27 protein-coding genes are annotated in these 25,899 nt (G+C 67.7%); 12 read left to right on the top strand and 15 right to left on the bottom strand.

All coding sequences use genetic code 11. The features are described 5' to 3' along the window. Positions 1 to 43 precede the first annotated feature (43 nt). From ACM0O9_RS15065 to ACM0O9_RS15075, 3 genes are read right to left on the bottom strand one after another with little or no spacing between them, the layout of a single operon-like run. Positions 44 to 727, bottom strand: coding sequence for an HAD family hydrolase (locus ACM0O9_RS15065; RefSeq protein WP_065179277.1), 684 nt, complete (start codon positions 725 to 727; stop codon positions 44 to 46). Beyond that, on the bottom strand, positions 724 to 1,425 hold the full coding sequence (locus ACM0O9_RS15070) for a pseudouridine synthase (protein ID WP_053498050.1): 702 nt from the start codon (positions 1,423 to 1,425) through the stop codon (positions 724 to 726). Before ACM0O9_RS15070 ends, ACM0O9_RS15065 begins: the two co-directional genes overlap by 4 nt. Beyond that, complete coding sequence (locus tag ACM0O9_RS15075; protein WP_065186688.1) at positions 1,422 to 2,486, bottom strand: class I SAM-dependent methyltransferase; 1,065 nt, start codon at positions 2,484 to 2,486, stop codon at positions 1,422 to 1,424. The genes ACM0O9_RS15070 and ACM0O9_RS15075 overlap by 4 nt, the downstream gene beginning before the upstream one ends. Positions 2,487 to 2,644: 158 nt before the next feature. Here ACM0O9_RS15075 and ACM0O9_RS15080 point away from each other — a divergent pair, with 158 nt between their 5' ends. Next, positions 2,645 to 2,908, top strand: coding sequence for a hypothetical protein (locus tag ACM0O9_RS15080; protein ID WP_005415125.1), 264 nt, complete (start codon positions 2,645 to 2,647; stop codon positions 2,906 to 2,908). Positions 2,909 to 2,978: 70 nt separating this feature from the next. On the opposite strand, the gene ACM0O9_RS15085 is transcribed toward ACM0O9_RS15080, so the two are convergent. Together ACM0O9_RS15085 and ACM0O9_RS15090 are read right to left on the bottom strand one after the other, a co-directional pair. Next, positions 2,979 to 3,272: a DUF3247 family protein gene (locus ACM0O9_RS15085; protein WP_019660923.1), complete on the bottom strand. Its 294-nt coding sequence runs from the start codon at positions 3,270 to 3,272 to the stop codon at positions 2,979 to 2,981. Positions 3,273 to 3,315: 43 nt separating this feature from the next. Further along, positions 3,316 to 5,304 (bottom strand): hybrid sensor histidine kinase/response regulator, encoded by a 1,989-nt coding sequence (locus ACM0O9_RS15090; RefSeq protein WP_262222052.1) that lies wholly within the window; start codon positions 5,302 to 5,304, stop codon positions 3,316 to 3,318. Positions 5,305 to 5,548: 244 nt separating this feature from the next. On the opposite strand from ACM0O9_RS15090, the gene ACM0O9_RS15095 reads away from it, so the two are divergent. Continuing rightward, positions 5,549 to 6,112: a DUF3016 domain-containing protein gene (locus ACM0O9_RS15095; RefSeq protein ID WP_049412742.1), complete on the top strand. Its 564-nt coding sequence runs from the start codon at positions 5,549 to 5,551 to the stop codon at positions 6,110 to 6,112. 181 nt (positions 6,113 to 6,293) lie between these two features. Here the strand turns inward: ACM0O9_RS15095 and alr are convergent, their stop codons facing one another. Together alr and ACM0O9_RS15105 are read right to left on the bottom strand one after the other, a co-directional pair. Next, entirely contained in the window at positions 6,294 to 7,361 is a 1,068-nt protein-coding gene (gene alr, locus ACM0O9_RS15100) for an alanine racemase (RefSeq protein ID WP_053498060.1), read from the bottom strand. Then, on the bottom strand, positions 7,340 to 8,644 hold the full coding sequence (locus tag ACM0O9_RS15105) for a D-amino acid dehydrogenase (RefSeq protein ID WP_005415120.1): 1,305 nt from the start codon (positions 8,642 to 8,644) through the stop codon (positions 7,340 to 7,342). Before ACM0O9_RS15105 ends, alr begins: the two co-directional genes overlap by 22 nt. Positions 8,645 to 8,793: 149 nt before the next feature. Between ACM0O9_RS15105 and ACM0O9_RS15110 the strand changes: the two genes are divergently transcribed. After that, entirely contained in the window at positions 8,794 to 9,273 is a 480-nt protein-coding gene (locus tag ACM0O9_RS15110) for an Lrp/AsnC ligand binding domain-containing protein (RefSeq protein ID WP_005407919.1), read from the top strand. 111 nt (positions 9,274 to 9,384) lie between these two features. On the opposite strand, the gene ACM0O9_RS15115 is transcribed toward ACM0O9_RS15110, so the two are convergent. Continuing rightward, positions 9,385 to 9,564 (bottom strand): lana protein, encoded by a 180-nt coding sequence (locus ACM0O9_RS15115; protein WP_065186685.1) that lies wholly within the window; start codon positions 9,562 to 9,564, stop codon positions 9,385 to 9,387. 143 nt (positions 9,565 to 9,707) lie between these two features. Then, a complete protein-coding gene (locus ACM0O9_RS15120) occupies positions 9,708 to 10,079 on the bottom strand; it encodes a hypothetical protein (RefSeq protein ID WP_053498066.1) in 372 nt (123 codons plus the stop codon). A gap of 140 nt (positions 10,080 to 10,219) precedes the next feature. Between ACM0O9_RS15120 and msrB the strand changes: the two genes are divergently transcribed. The 5 genes from msrB to ACM0O9_RS15145 all read left to right on the top strand — a co-directional run bounded on the left by msrB (position 10,220) and on the right by ACM0O9_RS15145 (position 13,456). After that, the gene (msrB, locus tag ACM0O9_RS15125; RefSeq protein WP_005415117.1) at positions 10,220 to 10,687 is read left to right on the top strand and encodes a peptide-methionine (R)-S-oxide reductase MsrB; all 468 of its coding nucleotides are present in this window, start codon (positions 10,220 to 10,222) and stop codon (positions 10,685 to 10,687) included. Between the two features lie 91 nt (positions 10,688 to 10,778). After that, positions 10,779 to 11,633, top strand: coding sequence for a flagellar motor stator protein MotA (gene motA, locus ACM0O9_RS15130; RefSeq protein ID WP_005407915.1), 855 nt, complete (start codon positions 10,779 to 10,781; stop codon positions 11,631 to 11,633). Between the two features lie 3 nt (positions 11,634 to 11,636). Further along, positions 11,637 to 12,575 carry a flagellar motor protein MotB gene (motB, locus tag ACM0O9_RS15135; RefSeq protein ID WP_065186684.1) on the top strand — a complete coding sequence of 313 codons (939 nt, stop codon included), beginning with the start codon at positions 11,637 to 11,639 and terminating at the stop codon, positions 12,573 to 12,575. 97 nt (positions 12,576 to 12,672) lie between these two features. After that, entirely contained in the window at positions 12,673 to 13,167 is a 495-nt protein-coding gene (locus tag ACM0O9_RS15140) for a hypothetical protein (RefSeq protein WP_005415115.1), read from the top strand. 13 nt (positions 13,168 to 13,180) lie between these two features. Beyond that, complete coding sequence (locus ACM0O9_RS15145) at positions 13,181 to 13,456, top strand: DUF4031 domain-containing protein (RefSeq protein ID WP_005415114.1); 276 nt, start codon at positions 13,181 to 13,183, stop codon at positions 13,454 to 13,456. 107 nt (positions 13,457 to 13,563) lie between these two features. Here ACM0O9_RS15145 and ACM0O9_RS15150 read toward each other — a convergent pair whose 3' ends face one another. Next, positions 13,564 to 14,106 (bottom strand): DUF6630 family protein, encoded by a 543-nt coding sequence (locus ACM0O9_RS15150; protein ID WP_049398337.1) that lies wholly within the window; start codon positions 14,104 to 14,106, stop codon positions 13,564 to 13,566. A 90-nt stretch (positions 14,107 to 14,196) separates the two neighbouring features. On the opposite strand from ACM0O9_RS15150, the gene ACM0O9_RS15155 reads away from it, so the two are divergent. After that, entirely contained in the window at positions 14,197 to 14,445 is a 249-nt protein-coding gene (locus ACM0O9_RS15155; RefSeq protein WP_005415112.1) for a DUF3297 family protein, read from the top strand. 79 nt (positions 14,446 to 14,524) lie between these two features. On the opposite strand, the gene ACM0O9_RS15160 is transcribed toward ACM0O9_RS15155, so the two are convergent. From ACM0O9_RS15160 to ACM0O9_RS15170, 3 genes are all read right to left on the bottom strand, one after another. Next, a complete protein-coding gene (locus tag ACM0O9_RS15160) occupies positions 14,525 to 16,174 on the bottom strand; it encodes a Na+/H+ antiporter (RefSeq protein WP_005415111.1) in 1,650 nt (549 codons plus the stop codon). Between the two features lie 117 nt (positions 16,175 to 16,291). After that, entirely contained in the window at positions 16,292 to 17,080 is a 789-nt protein-coding gene (locus ACM0O9_RS15165) for a dioxygenase family protein (RefSeq protein ID WP_414603834.1), read from the bottom strand. 31 nt (positions 17,081 to 17,111) lie between these two features. Continuing rightward, positions 17,112 to 17,522 (bottom strand): DoxX family protein, encoded by a 411-nt coding sequence (locus tag ACM0O9_RS15170; RefSeq protein ID WP_414603833.1) that lies wholly within the window; start codon positions 17,520 to 17,522, stop codon positions 17,112 to 17,114. Between the two features lie 95 nt (positions 17,523 to 17,617). Here ACM0O9_RS15170 and ACM0O9_RS15175 point away from each other — a divergent pair, with 95 nt between their 5' ends. Further along, a complete protein-coding gene (locus ACM0O9_RS15175) occupies positions 17,618 to 18,499 on the top strand; it encodes a LysR family transcriptional regulator (RefSeq protein WP_414603832.1) in 882 nt (293 codons plus the stop codon). A 49-nt stretch (positions 18,500 to 18,548) separates the two neighbouring features. Here the strand turns inward: ACM0O9_RS15175 and ACM0O9_RS15180 are convergent, their stop codons facing one another. Continuing rightward, on the bottom strand, positions 18,549 to 21,611 hold the full coding sequence (locus ACM0O9_RS15180) for a bifunctional diguanylate cyclase/phosphodiesterase (protein ID WP_414603836.1): 3,063 nt from the start codon (positions 21,609 to 21,611) through the stop codon (positions 18,549 to 18,551). 177 nt (positions 21,612 to 21,788) lie between these two features. Here ACM0O9_RS15180 and ACM0O9_RS15185 point away from each other — a divergent pair, with 177 nt between their 5' ends. Then, on the top strand, positions 21,789 to 23,900 hold the full coding sequence (locus ACM0O9_RS15185) for a M13 family metallopeptidase (protein ID WP_065179266.1): 2,112 nt from the start codon (positions 21,789 to 21,791) through the stop codon (positions 23,898 to 23,900). A 110-nt stretch (positions 23,901 to 24,010) separates the two neighbouring features. Here the strand turns inward: ACM0O9_RS15185 and ACM0O9_RS15190 are convergent, their stop codons facing one another. After that, positions 24,011 to 24,940: an oxygenase MpaB family protein gene (locus tag ACM0O9_RS15190; protein ID WP_065196175.1), complete on the bottom strand. Its 930-nt coding sequence runs from the start codon at positions 24,938 to 24,940 to the stop codon at positions 24,011 to 24,013. Between the two features lie 309 nt (positions 24,941 to 25,249). On the opposite strand from ACM0O9_RS15190, the gene ACM0O9_RS15195 reads away from it, so the two are divergent. Further along, the gene (locus ACM0O9_RS15195; RefSeq protein WP_049411437.1) at positions 25,250 to 25,864 is read left to right on the top strand and encodes a hypothetical protein; all 615 of its coding nucleotides are present in this window, start codon (positions 25,250 to 25,252) and stop codon (positions 25,862 to 25,864) included. Positions 25,865 to 25,899 lie beyond the last annotated feature (35 nt).

A 25,899-nucleotide genomic window follows, 5' to 3' on the forward strand; every position in this document is an offset into this window, starting at 1 on the left:
GAGCCATGCTCGGCTCAGTGCCAACCAAGGTCGGCACCCACCGCTACTTCGGCAGCAACGGCAGCAGCAGCGCGTGCGCGTCTACCAGGGATCCAACGATGCGGTGTCCCAGGGCACGCAGCTCTTCATCCGGATGCACCAGGTCCGGCACCTGGATCACGGTCATGCCGGCCGCCAGCGCCGCGCGCGTACCGGCCGGTGAATCCTCCAGCGCCAGGCAACGCCCGGGCACCTGCCCCAATCGCTGCGCGGCCAGCAGGTAGATATCCGGCGCCGGCTTCGGCCGCGCCACGTCGCCACTGGTGATCACCGCATCGAAATACGGCAGCAGGCCAGCAGCGGCCAGCTTGCGGTTGGCCCGCGGCTGCCGCGTGGTGGTGGCCACCGCCCGCGGTACCGCGTGCACTTTCAGCAGCTCCAGCAGTTCCAGGATGCCCGGACGCAACGGCAACCCGGTCTGTGTGCGTGCCTCATACAGGTCGTGGCAACGTGCGGCCACCGCATCGATCACGCTGTCCTCGATGCCCTGCGCGCGCAGCAGCGCGTGCGAATCGCGGTCGCCGAGGCCGACCATGCGCAGGAACACCGTTTCATCCAGGCCCAGTCCGAACTCGTCGGCGGCCTGGCTCCAGCAGGCCAGCGAAACGCGCTCGCTGTCGATCATCAGGCCGTCCATGTCGAAGATGACGGCGTCGGGGAGGAACGGCAGCGCAGCAATGTTGGTCATGAAGCGAACAGCGTATCCAGGTCGGTGGAAGTGAGCTGCCGCCATTGCCCCTCGTCCAGCCCCTGCAGGTCCAGCCCGCCGACGCGGCTGCGATGCAGGGCCTGCACGTGGTTGCCGGTGGCGGCGAACATGCGGCGTACCTGATGGTAGCGGCCTTCGTGCAGCACCAGCCGCGCACGGCGCGCATCCAGCACCTCCAGTTCAGCCGGCAGCAGGGGCGTCTTCTCCGATTCCAGCATCAGCGTGCCGCTGGCGAACAGCGCCACCTCGTCGCCGCGCAGGTCCTCGCTCAACTCGACCTCATAGACTTTCGGCAGCTTCGACTTCGGCGAAATGATCCGGTGCAGCAGGCCACCATCGTCGGTCAGCAACAGCAGGCCACTGGTCTCGCGGTCGAGGCGGCCGACCGTGGACAGCACCGGATCGCGGTCGCGGAAGCGCGGCGGCAGCAGGTCGTAGATCAGGCGCCCGGTGTCCTTGGTCGAACAGGTGTAGCCGGCCGGCTTGTGCAGCGCGATCGACAGCCCCGGCGGTGGGTCCAGCGGCTCGCCATCGACCCGGATGGCGTCATGCGGTACCTGGTCGTCGGCATACAGCACCTCGCCATCGGCGTCGGTGACGCGGCCTTCGCGGAACATCCATTGCACCTGCTTGCGGCTGCCATAGCCCAGGTTGGCGATGTGCTTGACCAGCTTCACTTGCCCTTCCCCTTCACTGCTTCCACCAGCTTGAAACCGTCGCGTTCGGCGACCACGCGCACCGCGCCGAAGCTGTCGTTGAGGGTGTGCTCGTAAGGCAGGTGGCGGTTGGCCACCACGTACAGGCGCCCGCCCGGGCGCAATGCCTGCGCAGCCACGGCGATGAAGCGCTGGCCGATGTCCGGGCGGTCAGCGCGCGACGGCGTGTGGAACGGCGGGTTGCTGATGATGACGTCGTAGCCCGGCTCGATGCCGGCGGTGACGTCCTGCCACAGGAAGCGCAGCGGCAGCGGGCGCGGTGGCGGCGCCAGATTGAGCTCGGCCAGCGCCAGTGCGCGCTGCTCGGCCTCGTACAGGTCCAGCGCGGTGATCTTCGGGCAGCGTTCCAGCAGCTCGCGCGACAGGTAGCCGTAGCCGGCGCCGAGGTCGGCGGCGCGTCCGGCCAGGTCGGCCGGCAGGTGCTCGGCCAGCAGCGCCGACGCCGGATCGATGCGATCCCAGGCGAACACGCCCGGGCGGCTGAGGAAGCGACCGCCCACGATCGGGCGCACCGCATCCAGCGCCGACCAGCGCCTGGCCAGGTCAACGTCGTGCTGGCGCTGCAGCGGGGCGGTCCAGTACACGCGGCAGTGGTTCTTGGTCAGGCAGCCACCGAGGCCGGCCAACTGCTTGAGGTCGCCCTCGCCCGAACGCGCACCTTCGTTGTTGGACTGGCAGGCAACGATGCGGCCGCCGTCGGCGACCAGCGCCAGCGCACGGGCGAACAGCGCACGGGCTTCTTCGCGCTGGCGCGGCGGCAGCACCAGCACCAACGGGTAGCGGCCCTTGCCGGCCGCGTCATCCAGCTGCCCGCTGACGGTCCAACCGGCAGCCTGCTGCAGCGGTTGCGCGAACGGGGCGAAGCTCTGTTCGCAATGCACCTCGCGGTTGCCGGCCACTTCGCGCAATGGCCAGCCATCGCGGGCACGCAGGAAGGCCACCGGGCCCTCCGGCCAGCGCAGGGCGCCTTGGGAGAACGGCAGGAGCAGGGTCTGCAGGGGGGCGTCGTCGCTGGAGGCCATCGGCGCGGGTACTTCAAGCGTGAGGGCCGTCCATTGTACCGGCTTGGCCGGGCCGGCCCCGGCGGCCCGCTTTGCGAAACCCGAACGGGGCCTTGATCCGCCAGAAACATTGAAACGTTCAGGGTAGAGGCTCCCCCCGGAAACCCAGGAGAACCTGCATGCGAGCCTTGTTCGTCGGTGGCGTGGTCGACAACAGTGAAATGGACCTGGAAGGCAGCCATCCGCCCGTGCACTACCCCGAGGACACCGGCGGCGGCCACTCGCGCTACCGGCTGCATCAGATCGGTCATGGTGCCGACGGCAGCGTTGCCTACGCCGTCTATGGGGCACCGGACCTGGCCGATGACGAGGTGGCGAGGGTTGCAGAGGAGCGTGCGTACGCACGCCGATTCGAGGCGACGCCGACGTTGTTCGAGCACTGACACATCCGTAGCGCCCGAGCCCACGCTCGGGCGGCGGCAGAGCCGAGCGTGGGCTCGGCTCTACACCGGATCAAGGCGCCTTGGGTGGCAGGCGGTTGATACTGGCGATTTCATCCAGCCACACATGGTGCTGCTGCACCGGCGTGTCGTAGTCATCCAGGCGCAACTGGCCGTTGCTGCCTTCATCACCAGCGGCGTTGCGGTATTGCTGCACAGTTGGCCTCACCGCCACCGTGCCGAGCAGGCGGCGGCCATCGTGCAGAATCAGTTCCACCTGCGTTTCGCCATCCAGCTGCGGCAGCAGGGCTTCCAGGCGCGCGATCTGCGCCGGATCGGTGTGGATACGTGGAGCTATACGGGACATCGGCGACCTCCTGACTGCAGGGTCGCCTATCGGCCGTGAATGTTCAGTGCAGCGCACTGTCCGCGCGTGGCACCTGCACCTTGCGCACGGCAGCCACCAGCTGCGCTACCGAGTACGGCTTGGCCACATGCTCCTGGAAGCCCGACGCCAGCGCGCGGCGGCGGTCGTCGGCACGCGCCAGTGCAGTCACCGCCACCGCAGGCAAGGTCGCCGCATCCACGCCCATGTCCTCGCGCAGCGTGCGCACCAGGCCATAGCCGTCCATGCCCGGCATGCCGATGTCGGTCAGCAGCACGTGGTACTGCAGGTGCCCGGTGTCGGCCAGCAATGCCAGCGCTTCGCCGGCCGAGCTGGCCGCAGACACGCTGGCGCCCTGCTCTTCCAGCATGCGCCGCAGGTACTCCAGCACTTCCGGCTGGTCTTCCACCGCCAGCACATGCATGCCGCGCAGCGGATACGGCTCGACGATCACCGGCTCCAGGATCGGCCCGCTGATCACTTCACGCAGCGGCCGCCGTTCGGCATCGGGAACATGCTGGGGCAGGCGCACGGTGAAGGTCGCCCCGTGGCCGTGGCCCTCGCTGGCCGCAGTGACCGTACCACCATGCAGTTCGACCAGCTGCTGCACGATCGCAAGGCCCAGGCCCAGGCCGCCATGGCGGCGGGTGGTGGTGCCGTCGGCCTGGCGGAAGCGGCTGAACAGATGATTGAGGAATTCGGGTGCGATGCCATCACCGCTGTCACGCACGGTGATCTCCCAGTGGTTGCCGTCGGCCCGCAGCTGCAGGTCGATGCGGCCTTCAGCCGGGGTGAACTTGATCGCGTTCGAGAGCAGGTTCCAGAACACCTGCTGCAGGCGCGTGGCGTCGCCCAGCACCAGGCTGGGTTGCGTGGGCAGCTGCAGGTGCACGTCCAGCGCCTTGCCTTCGGCCACCAGTTCCTGCGCGCCGATCGCCTCACCCAGCACCGCGCACAGGTCCAGCACTTCCACCTCCAGCTGCACCTTGCCCAGCAGCATGCTGCTGAGGTCGAGCATGTCCGAGATCAGCCGCTTCTGCGCACCGGCGCTGTTGGCGATCACGTTCAGGCCCTTGTACAGCGGGCTGGTGTTGTCCACGCGCTGCAGCAGCAGTTCGCTCCAGCCGAGGATGGTGGTCAACGGCGTACGCAGCTCATGCGACAGCGTGGCCAGGAATTCATCCTTCAGCCGCGCCATGTTTTCCGCAGCACTGCGCGCGGCACGCTCGGACTGCAGCAGTTCCTCGCGGGCCAGCTCGATCTCGCGGCGTTCGGTCACGTCCGGGCTGCTGCCGGCCAGGCCGATGAAACGGCCCATGCGCGAGAAGCGCGGGCGGGCATTCATCTCCAGCCAACGCCACTGGCCATCGGCACGGCGCGCACGCACCAGCGCATGCATGGAGCGCTGCGCCTTCAATGCTTCCTGCAGTTCGTACTCGAAGACCGATGCGTCGTCCGGATGCACCAGGCCGCGCCAGACGTCCTCCGGCACGCGCGTCTCGTCACCGCCGAAGAACTCGCTGAAGGCACTGTTGACGAAACGGGCATGGCCGCGCTCGTCCAAGACCCACACCGGCATCGGCAGGCCGTCGGCCAGCGCACTGAAGCGGGCTTCGCTTTCGCCCAGCTCCACTTCCATCTGCTTGCGTGCGGTGATGTCGAAGAACAGGATGCCGACCTTGTCCTCGCCCGGCCGGCCCACGCGCACCGCATCCACCGCGAACGAGCGGCCCAGCGCACGCGCCTCCATCTCGAACTGGGCCGGGCGGCCGCTGCGTGCGACCTCGCCATAGATGCGGAACCAGTCCTGCTCATGGCCGGGCTCCAGCGCCGTCATGCGCTTTCCACGCGCATCCTTCAGCCCTGTGTGGCGCTCGAAGGCATCGTTGACCTCGATGAAGCGGTAGTCGACCGCACGATCACCCTCGAACAGCACCTGGATCACGCAGAAACCGGCGTTGATGCGCTCAAGCACGCCATGATGCAGGTCGGGTTCGGGCGCCGGCACCGTCATCGGTGGGCGCTCCACGAGGGGCGGCAGTGTGGACAAGGGTGTCTGTGCAGGCCAGGTTGGAGGCACAGCATCTTCCAAAGGGCGTATTCACAGCGTCAAGCGCCGTCAGTCATGGTTGACGTCGATGAATTGGCGGCAACCGCTCTTGCAGACGACGCATGCGGCCATTGTCGATACCGGGAAGCAGGATCACACTCGATCTGTGATCAACATCGCCCCCATCGAGGGGACGCAGGAGACCGTGATGAAACGCTCACTCGCGATTGCCCTGTTGGCAGGCGCCCTGGCGGCGGGCGGCGCCAGTGCGGCACCGCGCACCGTGACCGACCCGGAAGCTCCCCGCGCATTGCAGGCCGATGGCCCGGTCAGCGTGAAGTGGGACGATCCGGCCAAATTCACCGAGATCCGCCAGAGTACCAACCGCTTCGAGGCCGAGCGTGGCGACTGGGTGCAGCAGCTGGCACGCTACCTGCAGACCGCTGCCGCCAAACCGCTGCAACCGGGACAGACGCTTGATGTGACCCTGGTCGACATCAAGCGCGCCGGTGACTACGAGCCGTGGCACGGCCCGCGCGGCCGCGACATCCGGATCATGCGCGACATCTACCCACCGCGGATCAGCCTGCAGTACACGCTGAAGGACGCCAGCGGCCGCATCGTCAGCGAGGGCGACGCGCGCCTGAGCGATACCGGCTACCTGCACAACATCGGCCTGAAGAGCGACAGCGATCCACTGCGCTACGAGAAGCGCCTGATCGACGACTGGGTGAAGCGGCAGCTGACAGCGCAGGCCACCGCAGCACGGTAGGCCGTAGGCCCATCGGCAGGTGTCGACCTTGATCGACACGCATTACAGGGCGCCGACCAAGGTCGGCCGCTACCAGAGTCGCGCCCGGCGCCCCGTACCGGGCGACCGCTACGCGTAAAGCCCATCGGTAGGTGTCGACCTTGGTCGACACGCATTCAAGGCGCCGAGCGTGGGCTCGGCTCTACACGTACACCTTCGCCACGCGCTTGACCGCGCACGGCAGCTGGTAGGCACTCACGCCACAGCGCGGCGCCAGCTCCGACAGCGTCGGCGCGCAACCCCACAGCTCCACCACGCTGCCGATGCCGGCCTGCGGATGCGCGGTCAGGTCCACCGTCAACATGTCCATCGACACGCGCCCGATCAGGCCGCCGGGCTGCCCGTCGATCAGCACCGGGGTGCCGTTCGGGGCGAACTGCGGGTAACCGTCGGCATAGCCAAGCGCGACCACGCCTACGCGGGTGCGTGCCTTGGCCACGAAGCGTGCGCCATATCCCACCGGTTCACCGGCTTCGATCCAGCGCTCGGCGATCACCTTGGACTGCATCGTCATCACCGGGCGCAGGCGCGCGGTCAGCGCGGTGCTGTCCGGCAGCGGGTTGGCGCCGTACAGCATCAGGCCGGGCCGCACCCAATCGCTGCGCACCTCCGGCCAGCCCAGCAGCGCCGGCGAATTGCACACGCTGGTCTCGCCGTGCAGGCCGTCGATGGCGCGCGCGAAGGTCGCGGCCTGCTCGCGGGTGCGCTCGCTGTCCAGTTCGTCGGCACGTGCCAGGTGGGTCATCAGCACGATGCGCTCGACCTGCGGCAGCGCCGACAGGCGTGCATGCGCCGCGCGGAAGCTGTCCACGTCCAGGCCGAGGCGGTGCATGCCGCTGTCCAGCTTCAGCCACACCGTCAACGGGCGCGGGCTGTCGAACGCCGCCAGTGCCTCCACTTGCCACGGCGAACCGACGGCGAACCAGAAGTCATGCTCGGCCACCAGCGCCATGTCGCTGGGCTCGAAGATGCCTTCCAGCAGCAGGATCGGCGCACGGATGCCGGCCTGGCGCAGCTCCAGTGCTTCTTCGATGGTGGCCACGCCGAAACCATCGGCCTCGCCTTCCAGCGCCTGCGCACAGCGCACCGCGCCATGCCCATAGGCATCGGCCTTGATGATCGCCAGCGCCTTGCCCCCGCCCAGTTCACGGGCGAGGCGGTAGTTGCTGCGCAGGGCGCCCAGATCGATCAGCGCGCGGGCAGGACGCATGTGCGGTTCTCGTGTTGCGGCGCGTGACCGTACTGGCCGTAGCGGAAAATATCCAGGCCTTCGGTGCTGATCTGCGGCTGTCGCGCGCTCATCAGGTCGGCCAGGTAGCGGCCCGAGCCGCAGGCCATGGTCCAGCCCAGCGTGCCGTGGCCGGTGTTGAGGTACAGGTTGCGGAACGGCGTGGCGCCGATCACCGGCGTACCGTCCGGCGTAGCCGGGCGCAGGCCGGTCCAGAACTGCGCGCGCGACAGGTCACCGCCCTTCGGGTAGAGGTCACGGACCACCAGTTCCAGGGTCTCGCGGCGGCGCTGCGACAGCGACAGGTCGAAGCCGGCCACCTCGGCCATGCCGCCGACACGGATGCGGTCGTCGAAGCGGGTCACCGCCACCTTGTAGCTCTCATCGAGGATGGTCGAGGTCGGCGCCATCGCCGGGTCGGTGATCGGCAGGGTCAGCGAGTAACCCTTCAGCGGGTACACCGGCAGGCGCATGCCCAGCGGTGCGACCAGCGCCGGTGAGTAGCTGCCGAGCGCAACCACGAAGCGGTCGGCGGTTTCCAGCTTGCCGTCGATGCGCACGCCGGTGATGCGGTCGCCATCGAACTCCAGGCCGGTGATGTCCTGGTCGAAGCGGAATTCAACGCCGGCATCCACGCACATCTGCGCCAGGCGGCGGGTGAACAGCTGGCAGTCGCCGGTCTGGTCACGCGGCAGGCGCAGCGCGCCGACCAGGCCATCGACGTGGGCCAGGGCCGGTTCGGCCTGGATGATGCCGGCGCGGTCCAGCACCTCGTACGGCACGCCGTACTGGGCCAGGATCTCGATGTCCTGCGCCGAGGCATCCAGCTGCTGCTGGGTGCGGAACAACTGGGTGGTGCCCAGGTCGCGGCCTTCGAATTCGATGCCGATCTGCGCGCGCAGCTCGTTCAGGCAGTCGCGGCTGTACTCGGACATGCGCACCATGCGCGCCTTGTTGATCGCATAACGCTCGTGGGTACAGTTGCGCAGCATCTGCCACAGCCAGCGGTACTGGGCCAGGTCCATGCCCGGCTTGATCGCCAGCGGCGCGTGTTTCTCGAACAGCCAGCCGATCGCCTTCTTCGGCACGCCCGGCGCCGCCCACGGCGAGGTGTAGCCGAACGACAGCTGGCCGGCATTGGCGAAGCTGGTCTCCAGCGCTGGGCCGGGCTGGCGGTCGATGACCGTGACTTCAAACCCGGCCTGTCGCAGGTACCAGGCACTGGTAGTGCCGATCACGCCGCTGCCGAGAACTAGGACTCGCATGGGACTTCTCCAACCCGATCATTCCCTGCACTGGAGCGTGCCGGGGCCATAATTGGGGAAGTATAGACAGCCAATACCAGTTGATTTGCCTGAATTGAAATCAACCGGCAGGATGTTCTCCTGCAATTCATTCCCCAAGGTTGACGGCCATGGCCACCCGTACCCGCGAACTGGACAAGATCGACCGCAAGATCCTGCGCATCCTGCAGGCCGAAGGCCGCATCTCCTTCACCGAGCTGGGCGAGCGGGTCGGCCTGTCGACCACCCCGTGCACCGAGCGGGTGCGCCGCCTGGAACGCGAAGGGGTAATCACCGGCTATCACGCCCACCTCGACCCGGCCGCGGTAAAGGCCAGCCTGCTGGTGTTCGTGGAGATCAGCCTGGCCTACAAGTCCGGCGACATCTTCGAGGAGTTCCGGCGCGCCGCGCTGAAGCTGCCCAACGTGCTGGAGTGCCACCTGGTGTCGGGCGACTTCGATTACCTGCTGAAAGCACGGATCAGTGAAATGGCTTCCTACCGCAAGCTGCTCGGCAGCACGTTGCTGACACTGCCGCATGTACGTGAGTCGAAGAGCTACATCGTGATGGAAGAGGTGAAGGAGACGCTGAGCCTGCCGATTCCGGATTGAAGCTGGGAACCGGTTGGGGTCAGAGCCCGCTGCGCGGGATCCGACCCCGGTCGGCATCTGGCAAGGGGTCGGATCCCGCGCAGCGGGCTCTGACCCCGGTCATGGCGACAGTCAGCGCTGCTGCGGATGCTTCTGCGTGCGCTGTTCCTGCTGCTTGCCGCCCTTGTGCGGCGGCTGCGGCTCCATCTGTTGCTGTTGCTGTTGCTGCTGCGGGTTGCGGCCCTGCGGTTCCTTGCCGGGATGACGGTTCTGCTGGTTTTTCATGGTCGCGATCCAGTGGACGAAGGACATGCGGCGGCGGAATGCCGGCGCAGGGCCACGGTGGTCCCGCAACGGTTAATCGCAGGCGAAAAAGCAGTGATCGGCTGGATGCTGTTTTCGTGCGTTCAGCCCGCTCAGCGTCAGCCAGCAGCCAACCTTGGTGGCACCAGGACTCAGCGCTTGATCTGCTGCCCATCGCCGGCCGGCACGCTGTCGTAATAGCGGCCGGTGCGCGAATCGAACACGCGGTTCGGGCCGGCCGGGCGCACGCCCGGAACGATGCGGCCATTGCGGTCATAGACCTTGTCGGCCGGCTTCGGCACCGGCGTCGGCGCGACCCGGGCCGGCCCGGTGGATCTGATCGGCTGCGCCGGCTGCGGCGACGGCAGCACCTGCGGTTGCGGGCGAGCGGCCTGTGGCGGTGGTGCCACGGGCTGCGGGGCCACGGTGGTCGCGCTGCGGGTCGCAGTCGGGTCGGCGGTCGGCACCTGCGCCAGCGCGACGATGGGCAACAGGGCCAGCAGCAGGGGAAGGATTGGTTTCATGGCACGCTCCGGCGTGGATCGCGTTCAGCTTGCGCCCGCCCCTGTGTGCCGCCCATGAACGGCCATCACACTTGCAAGGTCGCGTCTTCACCCCCACGTTTTCCGCCATCCCCAGGCCATCGACCCCACGGAGCGCCGCCATGACCGCTTTCGACCTGACGCCCCCCACTGCCACCCAGACCGAGGCGCTGATCGCTGGCCTCAGCAGCGAGGAGCGCCGCGTGCTGCTGCAGCACGGCACCGAGGCGCCGTTCTGCGGCGTGTTCCTCGACAACAAGCGCGAGGGGGTCTACTGCTGCAGGCTGTGCGCGCTGCCACTGTTCCGCTCCAGCACCAAGTTCGATTCCGGCACCGGCTGGCCCAGCTTCTTTGCCCCGTTCGACCCCGCGCATGTGCGCGAGATCCGTGATACCAGCCACGGCATGGTGCGCACCGAGATCACCTGCGCGCGCTGCGGCAGCCACTTGGGCCACGTGTTCCCGGATGGTCCGCCGCCCACCTACGAGCGCCACTGCCTGAACTCCGTCTCACTTTCGTTCACCGGCAATGGCGAGCCCTGGCCCGATCCGTTGCAGCGTGGCGGCGCAGAAAGCGGCGTGGCGGGCTGAAACACCCCGCTGACCGATTTCACAGAATTCCCTCTTCAGAAAACCGGGCGACGGGCCGACAAGGAGATATCCCCTCTCCTTGCGTCGCCCCATGCTCATCATCGTTGGATTCCTGGTCGTCATCATCAGCGTGATCGGGGGCTACCTCGGTGCCCACGGCCGCCTGGGTGCCCTCTGGCAGCCCTATGAGCTGGTCATCATCGGCGGCGCCGCGCTCGGCGCCTTCCTGGTCGGTACCCCGGCCAAGACGGTCAAGCAGACCCTGCAGGCCATGGTGGGTGTGTTCAAGGGCCCGCGCTACAAGCAGCAGGACTACATCGATGTGCTCAGCCTGCTCTATGAACTGCTCAACAAGGCCCGCCGCGAAGGCTTCATGGCGTTGGAAGACCATGTCGAGCGCCCGGCCGAAAGCGCGCTGTTCGGCAACTACCCCAAGGTGCAGGCCGACCACCACCTGATCGATTTCATCACCGACTGCCTGCGCCTGATGATCGGCAGCAACATCGAGCCGCATGAGCTGGAACCGCTGCTGGAACTGGAGCTGGAAAAGCACCACGCCGAGGCCATGGCCCCCTCACAGGTGCTGACCAAGGTCGCCGACGGGCTGCCCGGTTTCGGCATCGTCGCCGCGGTGCTGGGCATCGTCATCACCATGGGCTCGATCGGTGGCGACATCGTCGAGGTCGGTGGCCACGTGGCCGGCGCGCTGGTCGGTACGTTCCTGGGCATCCTGCTGGGCTACGGCTTCGTCGGCCCGATGGCCGCCGCGATGGAGGCCCGCGCCGAGCAGGACAGCCGCATCTACGAATCGGTCAAGACCGCCCTGCTGGCCTGCCTGCGCGGTTACAACCCGAAGATCGCGCTGGAGTTCGCCCGCAAGACGCTGCCGTCGAACGTGCGCCCGGCCTTCTCCGATTTCGAGCAGCACCTGAAGACGGTCAAGTAAGCCATGGCCGAGACCAAGCCCACCGTCATCGTCCGCCGGGTCAAGAAGGCCGGCCACGCCGCCCATCATGGTGGTTCGTGGAAGGTGGCCTATGCCGACTTCGTGACCGCGATGATGGCGTTCTTCCTGGTGCTGTGGCTGATGGCCACCACCAACAAGAACGACCGTGCGGCCATTTCCGAGTACTTCCGCAACCCCAGCCCGTTGAGCGGTCAGAGCGCCACGCCGGCGCCCGGCATGGCCGGCCCGGGCGGCGCCAGCACCTCGATGATCAAGCTGGGCGGTGCCACCGACATTTCGCGTGGCAACAGCAACGACCCCTTCCAGAACCAGAAGGAAGCGGTACCGCAGCCGGTGGACCAGCAGCAGCGCGACAAGCAGCAGCTGGAAGCACTGATGAAGGAGCTGCAGGAAGCGATCAGCAGGAGCCAGGCCCTGGAGCCGTTCAAGGACCAGCTGCTGCTGGACCTGACCCCGGAGGGCCTGCGCATCCAGATCGTGGACAAGCAGAACCGGCCGATGTTCGACCTCGGCAGCGCCACGCTGAAACCGTACACGCAGCAGATCCTGCACGAGCTGGCCAACTACCTGAACCACGTGCCGAACCGGATCAGCCTGACCGGCCACACCGACATCACCGCCTATTCGGCTGCACGTGGCTACGGCAACTGGGAACTGAGCGCCGATCGTGCCAATGCCGCCCGCCGCGCGCTGGTGGACGGCGGCCTGGAGGACAACAAGATCACCCGCGTGGTCGGTCTGTCTTCATCGGTGCTGTTCGACAAGGCCGACCCGCAGAACCCGATCAACCGCCGCATCAGCATCGTGGTGATGACCCAGGCCGCCGAAGCTGCCGCCTTGGCCGGTGCCGGCCCGCAGGTGGGGCTGTCGGCGCCGACCGCCGACCCGGACGTGCAGGCCGCGCAGGGTGAGGCGCACTGAACCGGGGTCAGATCCCTTTCCCCTGGAAAGGGATCTGACCCCACCTGCGTGCGGCCGCTACAATGGCGGTCTTTCCGTTTCCAGGTGACCCCACCCCATGTCCCAGAACTCCAAGGCCAAGCGCGACAAGCGCAAGAAGCAGCAGGCCAAGCGCCCGTTCCTGCGCCTGAATGCCCAGCAGCAGGTGCAGAACCATGCCGTGCTGACCAACGAAGACGGCCAGGTGGTCGCCGCCATCGGCCTGCAGGGCCGCGAATGGCTGCTGGCCATCGGTGGTCAGACCATGGGCAACGCCGAGAACCCGGTGCCGATGCTGGCCATGCTCAAGCACCTGTCCAACGTGCAGGAAAAGGAAGGCCGCAAGGTCAACCTGGAGTATTCCGAGCTGCTGCAGAAGCTGCTGGACACCCTGGCCGCCGAATCCGGCCAGACCGCTGACGAGTACCTGGACAAGCTGGTGTCCGAGTTCGAGACCGTGGAAGCCGAAGAAGGCGAAGAAGCCACTGAGGCCGCCGAAGGCGATGTGGTTGAAGCTGCTGCCGACGCCGAGGCCAGCCCGGCCGCTGACAGCGACAGCAAGCCGCAGGCCTGAACCGGCCGCGGCGGTGACGGTCTACGTCGATGACGCGGTGCATCCCTGGCGCGGACAGCGCTGGGCGCACCTGATGGCCGACACCCTGGCCGAGCTGCACGCGATGGCGGCGCAGCTCGGCATCCCACCGCGGGCCTTCCAGAACAAGGCCAGCGGTGCCCACTACGATGTCACGGCCGAGCTGCGTACGCAGGCGATCGCGCTTGGCGCGCGAGCGATTTCCCGGCACACCGATCGTGACCTGGTCAAAGCGGTGATTGCCAACGCCAGGGCGCAGTACCGGCCGTAGGCGCGCTGCCGTTTGCCTCCTGTAGAGCCGAGCCCATGCTCGGCTGCTCTACGCGGACTGCAGCCGAGCGCGGGCTCGGCTCTACATGCGCAGCGCTGCCGGCCCGTTCAGAACGGGTCGCTGCCCAGGCGGATTTCCACGTTCAGCAGCGAGCACAGCGCCAGCATTGCGTCGTCGTCGCGGGTCAGCGCCATCACGCCGGTGAAGCCGTCACTGCCGGCATCCACGCTCCACAGCGTGTAGTTGTGCTCGCGCAGGCGGTCGAAGGCGGTGGACATCAGCTGCACGCCGTCCAGGTCTTCGGCGAAGTCCTCGTCATCCAGGTCGCCGCCCCAGTCCAGCTGCAGATTGAAGCGCGCCGACAGCTCGTTCACTGCCGACTGCAGCGATTCCAGATCATCACGCTCGACCTCGAAACCGGACTGCCAGGCGATGGCCGTGAACAGGGCCGGCAACCAGTCGCTGTCCGCTTCCAGCGGCTGCCCGTCCTCGGACAGGTGCTCGCGCCAGCGGTTGAACTGCTGCAGGGCCAACTCTTCGTCGCCCGGGTTGATCAGCACCAGCAGGTTCCAGACCCGCGCCTCGAATCCATCCTCGTCGAAGTCGTGGATGTCTTCCTCGAAGTCGAAATAGTCGCTGTTGTCGGGCATGGCGGAACGTCCTCTGGGGCAGGCCGGCATTCTACGGTTTATCCTGTGCCGCTGAAGCCGGCCTTGGTGGCCGTCACTGTGAATGAAGCGATGAGCGATACCCCTCCCGACCACCTGGCGATCAACCCGGCCAGCCCCTTCCATGATGCGCAGGCGCTGGAGCGCGGCGTCGGCGTGCGTTTCAACGACGTCGAGCGCGACAACGTCGAGGAATACTCGGTCAGCGAAGGCTGGATCCGCGTGCAGGCCGGCAAGGCCCGCGACCGCCGCGGCAACCCGATGACGATCAAGGTCAAGGGCAAGGTCGAAGTGTATTTCCTGGACCAGAAGCCGGAATAACCGGCTGTTCCGACCTGGCGTCAGATCCCTTTCCTGCGGAAAGGGATCTGACCCCGCTCGACGGCGCATGGCCGCCGAGTCACTCGCGCTTGCGCGATTCCAGCAGGTCCAGGTTGCGGATCAGGCGCCGCGAGATCTCATCGGAGATCACCCCGCGCCGGGTCAACCGGAACAGCTCCTCACGCTCGGCATTGAGGCCGGCGCTGCGCAGCTGGCGGTAACCCAGCTCCATGCGCCGCACTTTCTCCGGGTCCACGTCGGGCCCGTCGTTGTCCTTCTCCAGGTGCCGCTGATACAGCAGGCTCACCCGCGAGGCAGCGTCGTTGTACAGCTGCACGTTCTCGGTATTCTGGTTCATCACCAGCTGCTGGCGCATGCGCTCGACCCCGGCCAGCGCGGCCTTTGACGACAGCCGGCGTGCCAGGTCCTCTTCCTTGCGCTCGCCCGAATCGGCCGGCAGCTGCAGGCCCTTCAGCAGCTGCGGCAGCGCCACGCTGGCGCCGACCAGCGAGAACAGGATCACCGCCGCGGCCAGGAAGATCACCAGGTCGCGCGCCGGGAACGCGCTGCCATCAGGCAGGAACAACGGCAGGGTCAGCACGCCGGCCAGGGTGATCGCGCCGCGCACGCCGGCCACCGAGGTCGCCACCACGATGCGCCAGTTCGGTGCCTCGCCGCGTTCCAGGCCTCGGCGGCGTGCACGCAGCAGGTTCCAGCGCAGCGACAACCATACCCACAGCAGGCGCAACAGGATCAGCGCCAGGTTGATCACCACCACGTACACCAGCAGCCACCATGCACTCTGGTGGCCGGACTCGTTCATGGTGGTGGTGGCACGCTCGACGATGCCGGGCAGCTGCTCGCCCAGCAGCACGAACATGATGCCGTTGAAGCTGAACTGCAGCATGTTCCAGACGCCCGCGCGCTGTACGCGCATGCTGCCGGAGACACGGCCGGTCAGCTCGACGTAGCTCATCGCGATACCGGCCGCTACGGCAGCGAGGATACCCGAGGCATGGATTTCTTCGGCCAGCAGGTAGGCCGCGAACGGAATCAGCAGGTTGACCAGCATCGCCGCACCCGGTTCCTCGCCGAAGCGGCGCCACAACCAGCGCTGGAAGGTGGAGACACCGAGGGTGACCGCCACGCCCACCGCAAGGCCGGCCACCGCCACCCACAGGAAGGTCAGCGAGGCCGTGGCCAGCGAGAAGGAGCCGGTCATCACCGCCGCCACCGCGAAACGGAAGCAGACCAGGCCGGACGCATCGTTGAGCAACGACTCGCCTTCCAGGATGTGCATCAGTCGCTTGGGAATCGGTGCCTTGGAGGCGATCGCGCCGACCGCCACCGGGTCGGTCGGCGAGACGATGGCCGCCAGCGCAAAGCACACCGCCAGCGGCATCACCGGAATCATCCAGTGGATCAGCAGGCCGGCACCGATGACGGTGAACACCACCAGGCCGAACGCCAGTTCGAGGATCGCGCCCTTGTCGCGGAACAGACCCTGCTTGGGGATGCGCCAGCCATCAAGGAACAGCAGCGGCGGCAGGAACAGCAGGAAGAACACTTCCGGCTCCAGCGCGTGGCCGCGGTTGAACACCCCGGCGATGACCGCGCCCAGGCCGATCTGCACCAGCGGCAGCGGCAACGAGAACGGGAGGACGCGAACCAGGTAGCCGCTGGCGACAACGGCCACCAGCATCGCCAGGACGACTTCAATGGTATGCATGCTTCTTCCAGGAAGCGGCGCGCGGGGAGGCTCGAAGGCCAGCGCCGGAAACCCGGAAAAAACTACCACATGCGGCCATGAGCGCGACGGCCGGGGCGGTCGCGCGTCAGCCCCGGCTCATGCCCCGTCGAAGCGGTACAGGTCCATGGCGAGGAAGCCGGCATCGATGCCGGCATCGATGCGGCGTGCACCGAAGCCGTCCTCGCCGGCTGCGCCCATCGCGAAGAACAGCGGCAGCAGGTGCTCGTCGGTCGGGTGCGCGCGTTCGGCGAACGGTGCCTGCCGGCGGTAGTCGAACAGGGCCTGGCGATCATCGGCGGCCAGGCGCTGCTCGACCCACTCGATGAAGGGCCGCACGTACGACGCTTCCTTGCCATCCTGGTAGTCGCCCCAGTCGTGCAGGTTGTGGGTGATGCTGCCCGAGCCGACCAGCAGCACGCCCTGCTCACGCAGTGGCGCCAGCGCGCGGCCCAGCGCGAACTGGTGCCCGGGGCCGAGCAGCGGCTGGATCGACAGCGGCACCACGGGGATGTCGGCTTGCGGGCGCAGCAGCCGCAGCGGCACCCACGCGCCATGGTCGAGGCCACGCTGAGGTTCGAGCGCCACCGGCAGGCCGGCAGCGGCGATGCGGCGGGCCACTTCTTCGGCCAGCGCCGGATCGCCGGGCGCCGGGTACTGCAGTTCGAACAGCGCGCGCGGGAAGCCGCCGAAGTCATGGATCGTCGGCGGCTGCGGATGCGCGCCGACCAGCGGCTGCCGACCCAGCCAGTGCGCCGAGGCCATCACGATGGCGCGCGGCGTCGGCAGGTCGCGCGCCAGCTCGGCCAGGCGCACGCCGACCTGGCCCGGATGCAGGGCGGTCATCGGCGAGCCGTGGGAGATGTACAACGAAGGCAGGCGGGACATGGAATGCTCCAGTTGCAGGATCAGGCGGCGATCAGCGCGAACGCAGGGTCCACTTGCCGTCGCCGACCAGGAACAGCACCACCAGCGCCAGTGCCCAGAACGCCGGGTATTCCCAGCCGCCGCCGGCATTGGCGAAACCGAAGCCGTTGACGCCGTGCACGGTGACGATGGTGCCCAGCAGCAGCGGCACGCCGGCCAGGCCGACCCAGCGCGCGTAGATGCCCAGCAGCAGCGCAGTGGTGATCACCAGCTCGGCGCCGATGGTGAGGTAACCCAGCACGCCGGGCAGGCCCAACGATTCGAAGAATGCCGCCGTGCCCGCCGGGGTGAACACCAGCAGCTTGATCAGCGCATGGACCAGGAACAGCACGCCCAGGGCCAGGCGCAGCAGGGTGGCGCCGTAAGGGGCCAGCGGCGAAACGGGAGGGGGGGCGGTGTGCATGGGAAGCACCTTGAAGGGAGTGGATACAGGTTATTGCTACTTCACGAGCCGATAAATACGATCGTCTGACGGTATTTATTTCATAAGGCGCAACAATGGACACCCTCGAGGCGATGCGCGTGTTCGTAGCGGTGGTCGAGCGCAACGGCTTCAGTGCCGCGGCACAGGCCCTGGGCATGTCGACCGCCGGCGTCACCCGCCAGGTCGCGGCACTGGAAAAGCGCCTGTCCACCCGCCTGCTCCACCGCACCACGCGGCGGGTCAGCCCCACCAGCACCGGCGCCGCCTATTACGCCCAGTGCGTGCGCCTGCTGGCCGAGTTCGACGCGCTGGAGGCCAGCATCGGCGCGCAGGCGCTGGAACCCTCGGGCACGCTGCGCATCAACGCACCGGTCAGCTGGGGCATCGCCCGCCTTGGCCCGTTGCTGGCCAGCTACCGCGAGCGCTTCCCGCAGGTGGAACTGGACCTGGCCCTGTCCGACCGCCTGGTGGACATGGTCGAGGAAGGCTACGACGTGGCCATCCGCATCACCCGCGAGCCGAGCCCGGCGCTGATCGCGCGCCGGCTGGGCGAATCGCGGGTGAGCCTGTGCGCGGCGCCGGCCTACCTGGCTGCACGCGGTACCCCACAGACGCCGCAGGACCTGCAGGATCACGCATGCCTGAGCTACAGCTACTGGGCCGCTGGCGACCACTGGCCGCTGCAGGGACCCGGCGGTGAAGTGAAGGTGGCGGTGAACAGCCTGCTGCACGCCAACAACGGCGACGTGCTGCGCGAAGCGGCGATCGCCGGCATGGGTGTGATCCTGCAACCCGACTTCCTGCTGGAACACGCGCTGGCCGATGGCCGCCTGGTACGCGTGCTACCGGAATGGGAGGCCTCGCCGATCGGCATCTTCGCGGTGTATGCCAGCCGCAGCCACCTGGCGCCGAAGGTGCGCAGTTTCATCGACCACCTGGTGGAGGCCGGGGTGTAGCCGAGTCGGGTGCCTGCCGGCCGCTGGCCGGCAAATACGAAGCCCCCGATCAGGCAGGGACTTCATCCAGCGCGTCGATGATCCGCTCCAGCGGCGCCGGCCGCCCCAGCAGGTAGCCCTGCACCTGGTCGCAGCCATGCGCAGCCAACCAGTCCAGCTGCCCCGGCGTTTCAACGCCCTCGGCGATGATGGTCAGGCCCATGCTGTGGCCGAGCGACAGCAATGCGCGGCAGATCGAAGCGTTGCGCGGATTGGTTTCCACGTCCGCGACGAAACTGCGATCGATTTTCAGGATGTCCAGCGGCAGGTGCTGCAGGTAGGACATGCTGGAATAGCCGGTGCCGAAATCGTCCAGCGACACGCTGATGCCCTGCTCGTGCAGGCGCTGCATGGTCTGCATCGCCTGCGCCGGCTTGCGCATCAGGCTGCTCTCGGTCAGCTCCACGTGCAGTGCGCCGCGGGCCAGTCCGAACTCCTGCTGGACGCGGGTGAATTCGGCCACCAGGTCGCTGTTGAAGAACTGCACTGCCGACACGTTGACTGCAATCGGCAGCTCGCCCCAACCGGCCTCGACCAACCGCCGCTGTGCCTTCGCCGCGGCGCGGATCACCCAGCGGCCCAGTGCCAGGATCAACCCGGTGTCCTCGCACAGCTGGATGAACTCGTTGGGCGGGATGAAGCTGCCATCGGCCTGCGGCCAGCGCAGCAGGGCCTCCAGCGCGGCCGGGCTGCCATCGCTGGCGTGCCGGATCGGCTGGAAGTACAGCTGGAACTCGTTGTCGATGGCGGCATGGATGCGCCCGGCCAGGCGCAGGCGGTCGGCCAGCCGCGTGGTCACTGCCGCATCGAACCAGACCACCACGTTGCCCTCGGCACGCGCCGCGTGCGCGGCCTGCGCGGCCATGCCGATCACCTGCTCGGCGCTGTGGCCGTCACCGGCAGTGTGCACGGCCACACCGATGCGCGGTTCGAACTGGTGCAGTGAATCCTTGCCACGCATCGGCGCTGACACGATCTGCAGCAGGTCATCCAGCACGCGCTGGGTATCGTGCTCGGCCCCGATCGCGAACACGAAGTCTTCCGCCGGCTGGAATGCCAGCGTGCCGCAACGCGCCCCCAGTCCACCGAGCCGGGTCGCCATCGACTGCAGCACCGCATCGCCGATCTCACGGCCCAGCGTATCGGCCACAAGCTGCAGGCCACGCAACTGCACGAAGGCGATGGTGTAGCCCTGCTGCTGCTCGTCCAGCTGTTCGGTCAGGGCGCGCACGTTGAGCAGGCCAGTGGCCGGGTTGTGCCGTGCCCGATAGGCCAGGTCACGCTCGTAGGCCAGCCGTTCGCTGACATCCTCGGCCAGCACGAGGCACGCGGGTTGTCCGTCGAAATCGAGCCTGGACAGGTGTGCGCGCACCTCGAACACACTACCGTCCTTGCGCCGGTGCAGGCGGACGGTCGCGTCCGGAGGATCGCCCACCTGTGCGCGCTGGATGGCACCACGCACTTCGTCCCAGCCTTCGCGCGGGCGGATGTCGAGGATGCTCATCGACAGAAACTCGTCGCGGCTGTAGCCGTACTGGCGCACCGCAGCGTCGTTGACCTCGATGAAGCGCAGCGTATCCGGGTCGAATACCCAGAACGGTGCAGGATTGCGGTCGAACAGCAGCCGGAAGCGGCGCTCGACCTCGCTCACCTGCTCGCGCGCCTGGTAACGCTCACTCAGGTCGGTCAGCGCCCCGATCATGCGCCGCTCGCTGTCGGCCACTTCCACCCGCTGCCCACGTGCGCCCACCCAGCGCACCTCGCCCCCGGGCAATACCAGGCGGAACACCTGGTCGAGCACGGCGCTGCCGGCGAATGCCTGGTCAAAGGCATGCTGCAGGCGCGCGGCATCGTCGCGGTGCACGCGTGCGAAGAAATCGGCAACCGGCAGCGCATCGGTCTGCACGCCAAAGATCTCGCGCGCCAGCGGCGACCAGCGCAGCAGTGCGGCGTCCTCATCCACGTACCAGGTGCAGACACGACCGACCTGGTGCGCAAGACGCAGCTCGGCGTGGCCTGTTTTCAGCTCCTCGGCCATGGCCTGCTGGCTGCGGGTGCTGCGCCGCACGGCGTACAGCAGCACCAGCAACACCGCGATGTAAGCCAGTACGATCGCCACCGACGCCTGCAGGTACGGCCACCACGGCGCCAGTACGTCTTCGTCGGCCAGGCCGACCTGCACCGCCAGCGGGCTGTGTTCCAGCGTGCTGATGGTGATGATGCGCGGTACGCCGTCGACCACGCCCGGCACGCTTCCCAGCTCGACCACCGCCTGCGTGCCGAGCAGGTCACGGCGCGGCAGGTCGTAGCGGCGGCCCACCGTGCCGTGCGGATCAGGCACGCGGGCCAGCATGTAACCCTCGGCATCGCTGATCGAGACCAGTCCGTTGGGGCCGACATCGAGGCCGCCGACGATGCGTTGCAGTTCGCCACAGCGCAGCCGCGCCAGCAGCCAGCGCCCGTCGGCCATCGCCAGCGCCAGCGGCACCACCCAGCCGCCATCGCTGGCCCGCTGCGGCGGGCCGATGTACAGCGCGCTGCCCAGGCCACGGCGCTGCGGATCGGTCCACAGCGGCAGCTGCAGGTCGCCCGTGCCGGCCGTCAGCGGTCGGCCATGGCTGTCGAGCACGACGATGCTGTGCAGCTCGGCATGCCGGCGCAGCACGCCGCCGATGGAGGCATCCATCAAGGCCGGCGCCTGTACCGGCACACTGCGGAACACCTCGACGGCGTCGGCGGCGATGCCGGACAGGGCGCGTTCCAGGTTGCGCAGCTCCAGCGCCAGCAGGCGCTCGCTGCCCACCGCCAGCGCGCGGCTCTGCCGCTGCGCCGCTTCCAGGCGGCGGTGGTAGTCATTGACCAGCATGAGGGTCAGGCCGGTCACCAGCAGAACGCCCAGCAGCACACCGCCCCAGGTGATGGCGCGCAGCGGCCGTGCCAACGTCCGTTTCAGCGCGGGCATCGGTTGATCTTCCTTGTGCAGTCGGCTGGCTTCATGCGCGAACGAATCCTCCACGTCCCCGACCTCAACGGCCGGCGGACGCCATTCTTGACGCCTGACCCCACCCTGCATGGCCACCTCCCCCGTGTCCACGCAGGGCTCCAGGGTCCAGCATGCACCACCCCGGTGACGGCGTGAAGATCGCGTCTGCGCGTTCAGCCAGATCCTGCACAGGACGGGCGGCGCAAGGACGCGGCCAGTGGCGCCGGAGCGGATTAGACTTGGGGTTTTCCGCTGCAAGAGAAGTCCATGTCCAAGCTGCGCCGTCCCACCCTGGCGCTGGCCATCGTTGCCAGCCTGTCCCTGGCCGCCTGTGACCGCCCGGCCGAACCGGCCGCCGGTGCCACCGCGCCGGCCGATGCCGCCCCCGCTGCGGCCAAGCCGATGCTGGGCAGTTTCGGCTTCGATGCCAGCGGCATGGACCGCAGCATCGCCGCCGGCGACGACTTCTTCGGCTTCGCCAATGGCACCTGGGTGAAGAACACCGAGATTCCGGCCGACCGCTCGCGCTTCGGCAGCTTCAACGTCATTGCCGAGAAGACCCTGGCCGACACCCGCGCCATTCTCGAAGGTGCCGCCGGCAACACCAAGGCCAGCGGTGACGACAAGCTGATCGGCGATTACTACGCCGCCTACATGGACGAGGCTGGCATCGAGCAGCGCGGTCTGGCGCCGGTGCAGCCGCAGCTGAAGGCCATCGATGCGATCGCCGACAAGGCCGGGCTGGCCCGCGCCCTCGGCGGCGACCTGCGCGCCGACGTCGACCTGCTCAACGCCACCAACTTCTACACCGACCGCCTGTTCGGCCTGTGGGTCTCGGTGGACATGCTGCAACCGGACCGCACCGCGCCGTACCTGGTGCAGGGCGGGCTGGGCATGCCCGACCGTGACTTCTACCTGGGCGATGGCCGCATGGCCGAGCTGCGCAAGCAGTACCAGGCCTACATCGCGCAGATGCTGCAGCTGGCCGGTGTGGCCGACCCGGCTGGCAAGGCGCAGCGCATCCTGGCGCTGGAAACGAAGATCGCGCAGGCGCATGCCACCCAGGAAGAAACCAATGATGTGACCAAGGGCGCCAACCCCTGGACCCAGGCCGACTTCAATGCCAAGGCGCCGGGCATGGACTGGAGCGCGTTCCTCGATGCGGCCGCGCTGGGCAACCAGCAGGACTTCATCGTCTGGCAGCCCAAGGCCGTGGCCGGCCTGTCCAGGCTGGTCGCCACCGAGCCGCTGGACGCCTGGAAGGACTACCTGGCCTTCCACGCGCTGGACCGTGCCGCCGCTTACCTGCCGAAGAAGTTCGCCGATGCCCGCTTCGCCTTCCATGGCACCGCGCTGAGCGGCACGCCGCAGCAGAGCGACCGCTGGAAGCGCGCCGTGGATGATGCCAACCATGCCGTCGGCGAAGCCATCGGCAAGCGCTATGTCGAGAAGCACTTCGACGCCAAGACCAAGGAGCGCGCGGACGAGATGGCGAAGAACATCATCGCCGCGTTCGCCAAGCGCATCGACGCGCTGTCGTGGATGTCGCCGCAGACCAAGGCACATGCCAAGGCCAAGGTTACCGGCCTGACCGTGGGCATGGGGTATCCGGAGAAGTGGCGCGACTACACTGGCCTTGAGATCCGCCGTGATGACCCGCTGGGCAACGCGCAGCGCGCCGAGCTGTTCGAGTACCAGCGCAACATCGCCAAGCTGGGCAAGCCGGTCGACCACAGCGAGTGGGCGATGCTGCCGCAGACCATCAATGCGATGAACGTACCGCTGGAAAACCGCCTGGTGTTCCCGGCGGCGATCCTGCAGCCGCCGTTCTTCGACGGCGCCGCCGACGACGCGGTGAACTACGGTGCGATTGGCGCGGTGATCGGCCACGAGATCAGCCATGGCTTCGACAACGCCGGTGCGCTGTTCGATGAAACCGGCAAGCTGCACAACTGGTGGACCGCCGAGGACCTGAAGCAGTTCAACGCCGCCGGTGATGCGCTGGCCGCGCAGTTCAGCAGCTACGAGCCGTTCCCGGGCGTGCATGTGAACGGCAAGCTGACCCTGGGCGAGAACATCGCCGACGTGGCCGGCCTGGGCACCGCCTACGACGCCTACCAGCTGTCGCTGCAGGGCAAGCCGGGCCAGACCCTGGAAGGCTTCACCCCGGACCAGCGCTTCTTCCTCGGCTTCGCCCAGGCCTGGCGCAGCAAGAGCCGCGAGCAGGCGCTGCGCAACTCGCTGCTGACCGATGTGCATGCACCGGGCCAGTTCCGCGCACTGACCGTGCGCAACATCGACGCCTGGTACCCGGCGTTCGAGGTGAAGGAAGGCCAGAAGCTGTACCTGGCCCCGGACAAGCGGGTCAAGGTGTGGTGATGTAACCGGAACGGGCGCCGCAAGGCGCCCGTTTCACTTGCGGGTAGCTGCCAACCTTGGTTGGCGCTTCCGCGGCACCGCGTGAAGGGCGTGCCAACCAAGTTTGGCACCTACCAGGCAACCGCGGGCCACTCGCGCAGGATCTCCACCGGAGCGCCCATGCGTGCACAGGCGCGACTGGCCAGGCCATCGGGCAGTGCGCGGCGGAACAGCGGCGCCATGCCCTGCATCAGCTTCGCAGACGCCGCCGCCTGCGCGCGCTGGCGGCCACTGCGTTCAAGCATGCCTTCGGACCAGTCCGGCAGCAGCGCCGCGCCCGCACCGAGGAACACCTCGCGCGACAGCCCCGGCACCGGTACCGGCAGGCGCACGCCGGACAGCACCTCCAGCACCTCGCGCGAGCGCTCATCCACACGCAGCTCCGGCTGACGTGCACAGAAGTACGCCGCCACTTCCGCTTCGCTGCGCGGCACATCCACCGCGCCCAGTGCCTCGGCCACGCAACGGTACTCGTCGTAATAGCGATCGGCGATGTGCGCCGGCACCTCGCGCCCGTAGCGTCGGAAACCCTGCAGGAAACCGAAGGCTTCGGTCACGTGCACCCAGGTCAGCAGTTGCGGATCGTCGGCGGCGTAGGGCTCGCCCTGCGCGGTCTGCCCGCGGATCTGCGCATGGATGCGGCGCACCTTGGCCACCAGCGCCTCCACCTCGCCGCTGGGCGCATAGCTGGTGCCGGCAACGAAGGCCGTGGTGCGGCGCAGCCGACCCACCAGGTCCTGGCGGAAATTGGAGTGGTCATAGACCCCGGCCAGCGCGCGTGGGTGCAGTGTCTGCAGCATCAGCGCGCACAGGCCACCGGCGAGCATCGAGGGGAATTCGGCGTGCAGCCGCCAGGTGACGCTGTCCGGGCCGAACCAGCCCGGGTCGCCCTGCGGATGGTCGTAATCGATGCCGCTCTGGCCGCGCGGGAAGGCGTCCAGTACCCAGCGTCGGATCGGCGCGGTGACGGGGCGGGAGAGTCGCTGCAGCAGAGCCGGCATCACAGGTCCAGGAAAGGCGGAAGAACAGTCGCGTCTTGCGCGGTTGGCTCCGATTCTCGGCGATCACGCCTCCGGCGGCGAGCCTCCCCGCTCAGCGACGGTTTCATGTGCGGCCGCAGCACGTTTCACCCTGCGACATCCTGTCGCAGGCTGCGACTGCGATGATGCAATGCATCAATTTTCACCCCCGCCGGGCAAACCCTTGCGCCGCTTGGCATTGCCCCCGTTGCACGGCCCGCTGGAAGTGCTAGAACTGGACCTGCCACACCGTCCAATGCTGATCGACGCACGTTCCACAAGGAGCCAGCCATGATTGCCTTGTTCAAGGGTTTGGGAATTCTGCTTCGCGACAACGAGCTCTACAGCAGCCCGTTCGACAAACAGGTGGCGCACTGGCGCAACCTGAGCGAGCAGCAGATCCGCGATGAAGTGGCGGTGCTGGCCCAGGCCAAGTGCCAGTGGCTGATCGCCTCGATCGTCGGCTGGCAGGCGGCCTCGCTGCTGATCCTGGGCCTGATCGCCAACTACCTGTGGCGCGATGACTTCCATATCACCTTCACCCGCGTGGTGATCGTGTTCGGCTCGTGGGTCTCGATCCTGTTCGTGATCTGGTTCATGGCCAACATGTTCGATCAGCAGGCCGGCTTCGAGCGCTGGATGAAGGCGTTCAACAGTCGCGCCCGCATCAGTTCCAAGGCCGACAGCGTCGAACACGTGGCCGAGGCGCTGGACCTGGCCGAGCACTACCCGGAAGTGCTGGACTACAAGCAGGCGGTCACCGCCAGGCGCGAACTGCGCCACGAGGACATCCGCATCATGACCGAGATCGGCCGGATGAAGCAGCACTCCGAACTGGTCGGCCGCCTCAACCATGTGGGCGAGACCGAGCACCATCACGACCTGACACTGCAACCTGCCTACTGAGCCTTCAGGGAAGCGGGGGGACCCACACTGCCACC

The sequence above is a fragment of the Stenotrophomonas sp. FR012 genome (assembly GCF_047520565.2).
GTDB classification, from domain to species: Bacteria; Pseudomonadota; Gammaproteobacteria; order Xanthomonadales; family Xanthomonadaceae; genus Stenotrophomonas; species Stenotrophomonas sepilia.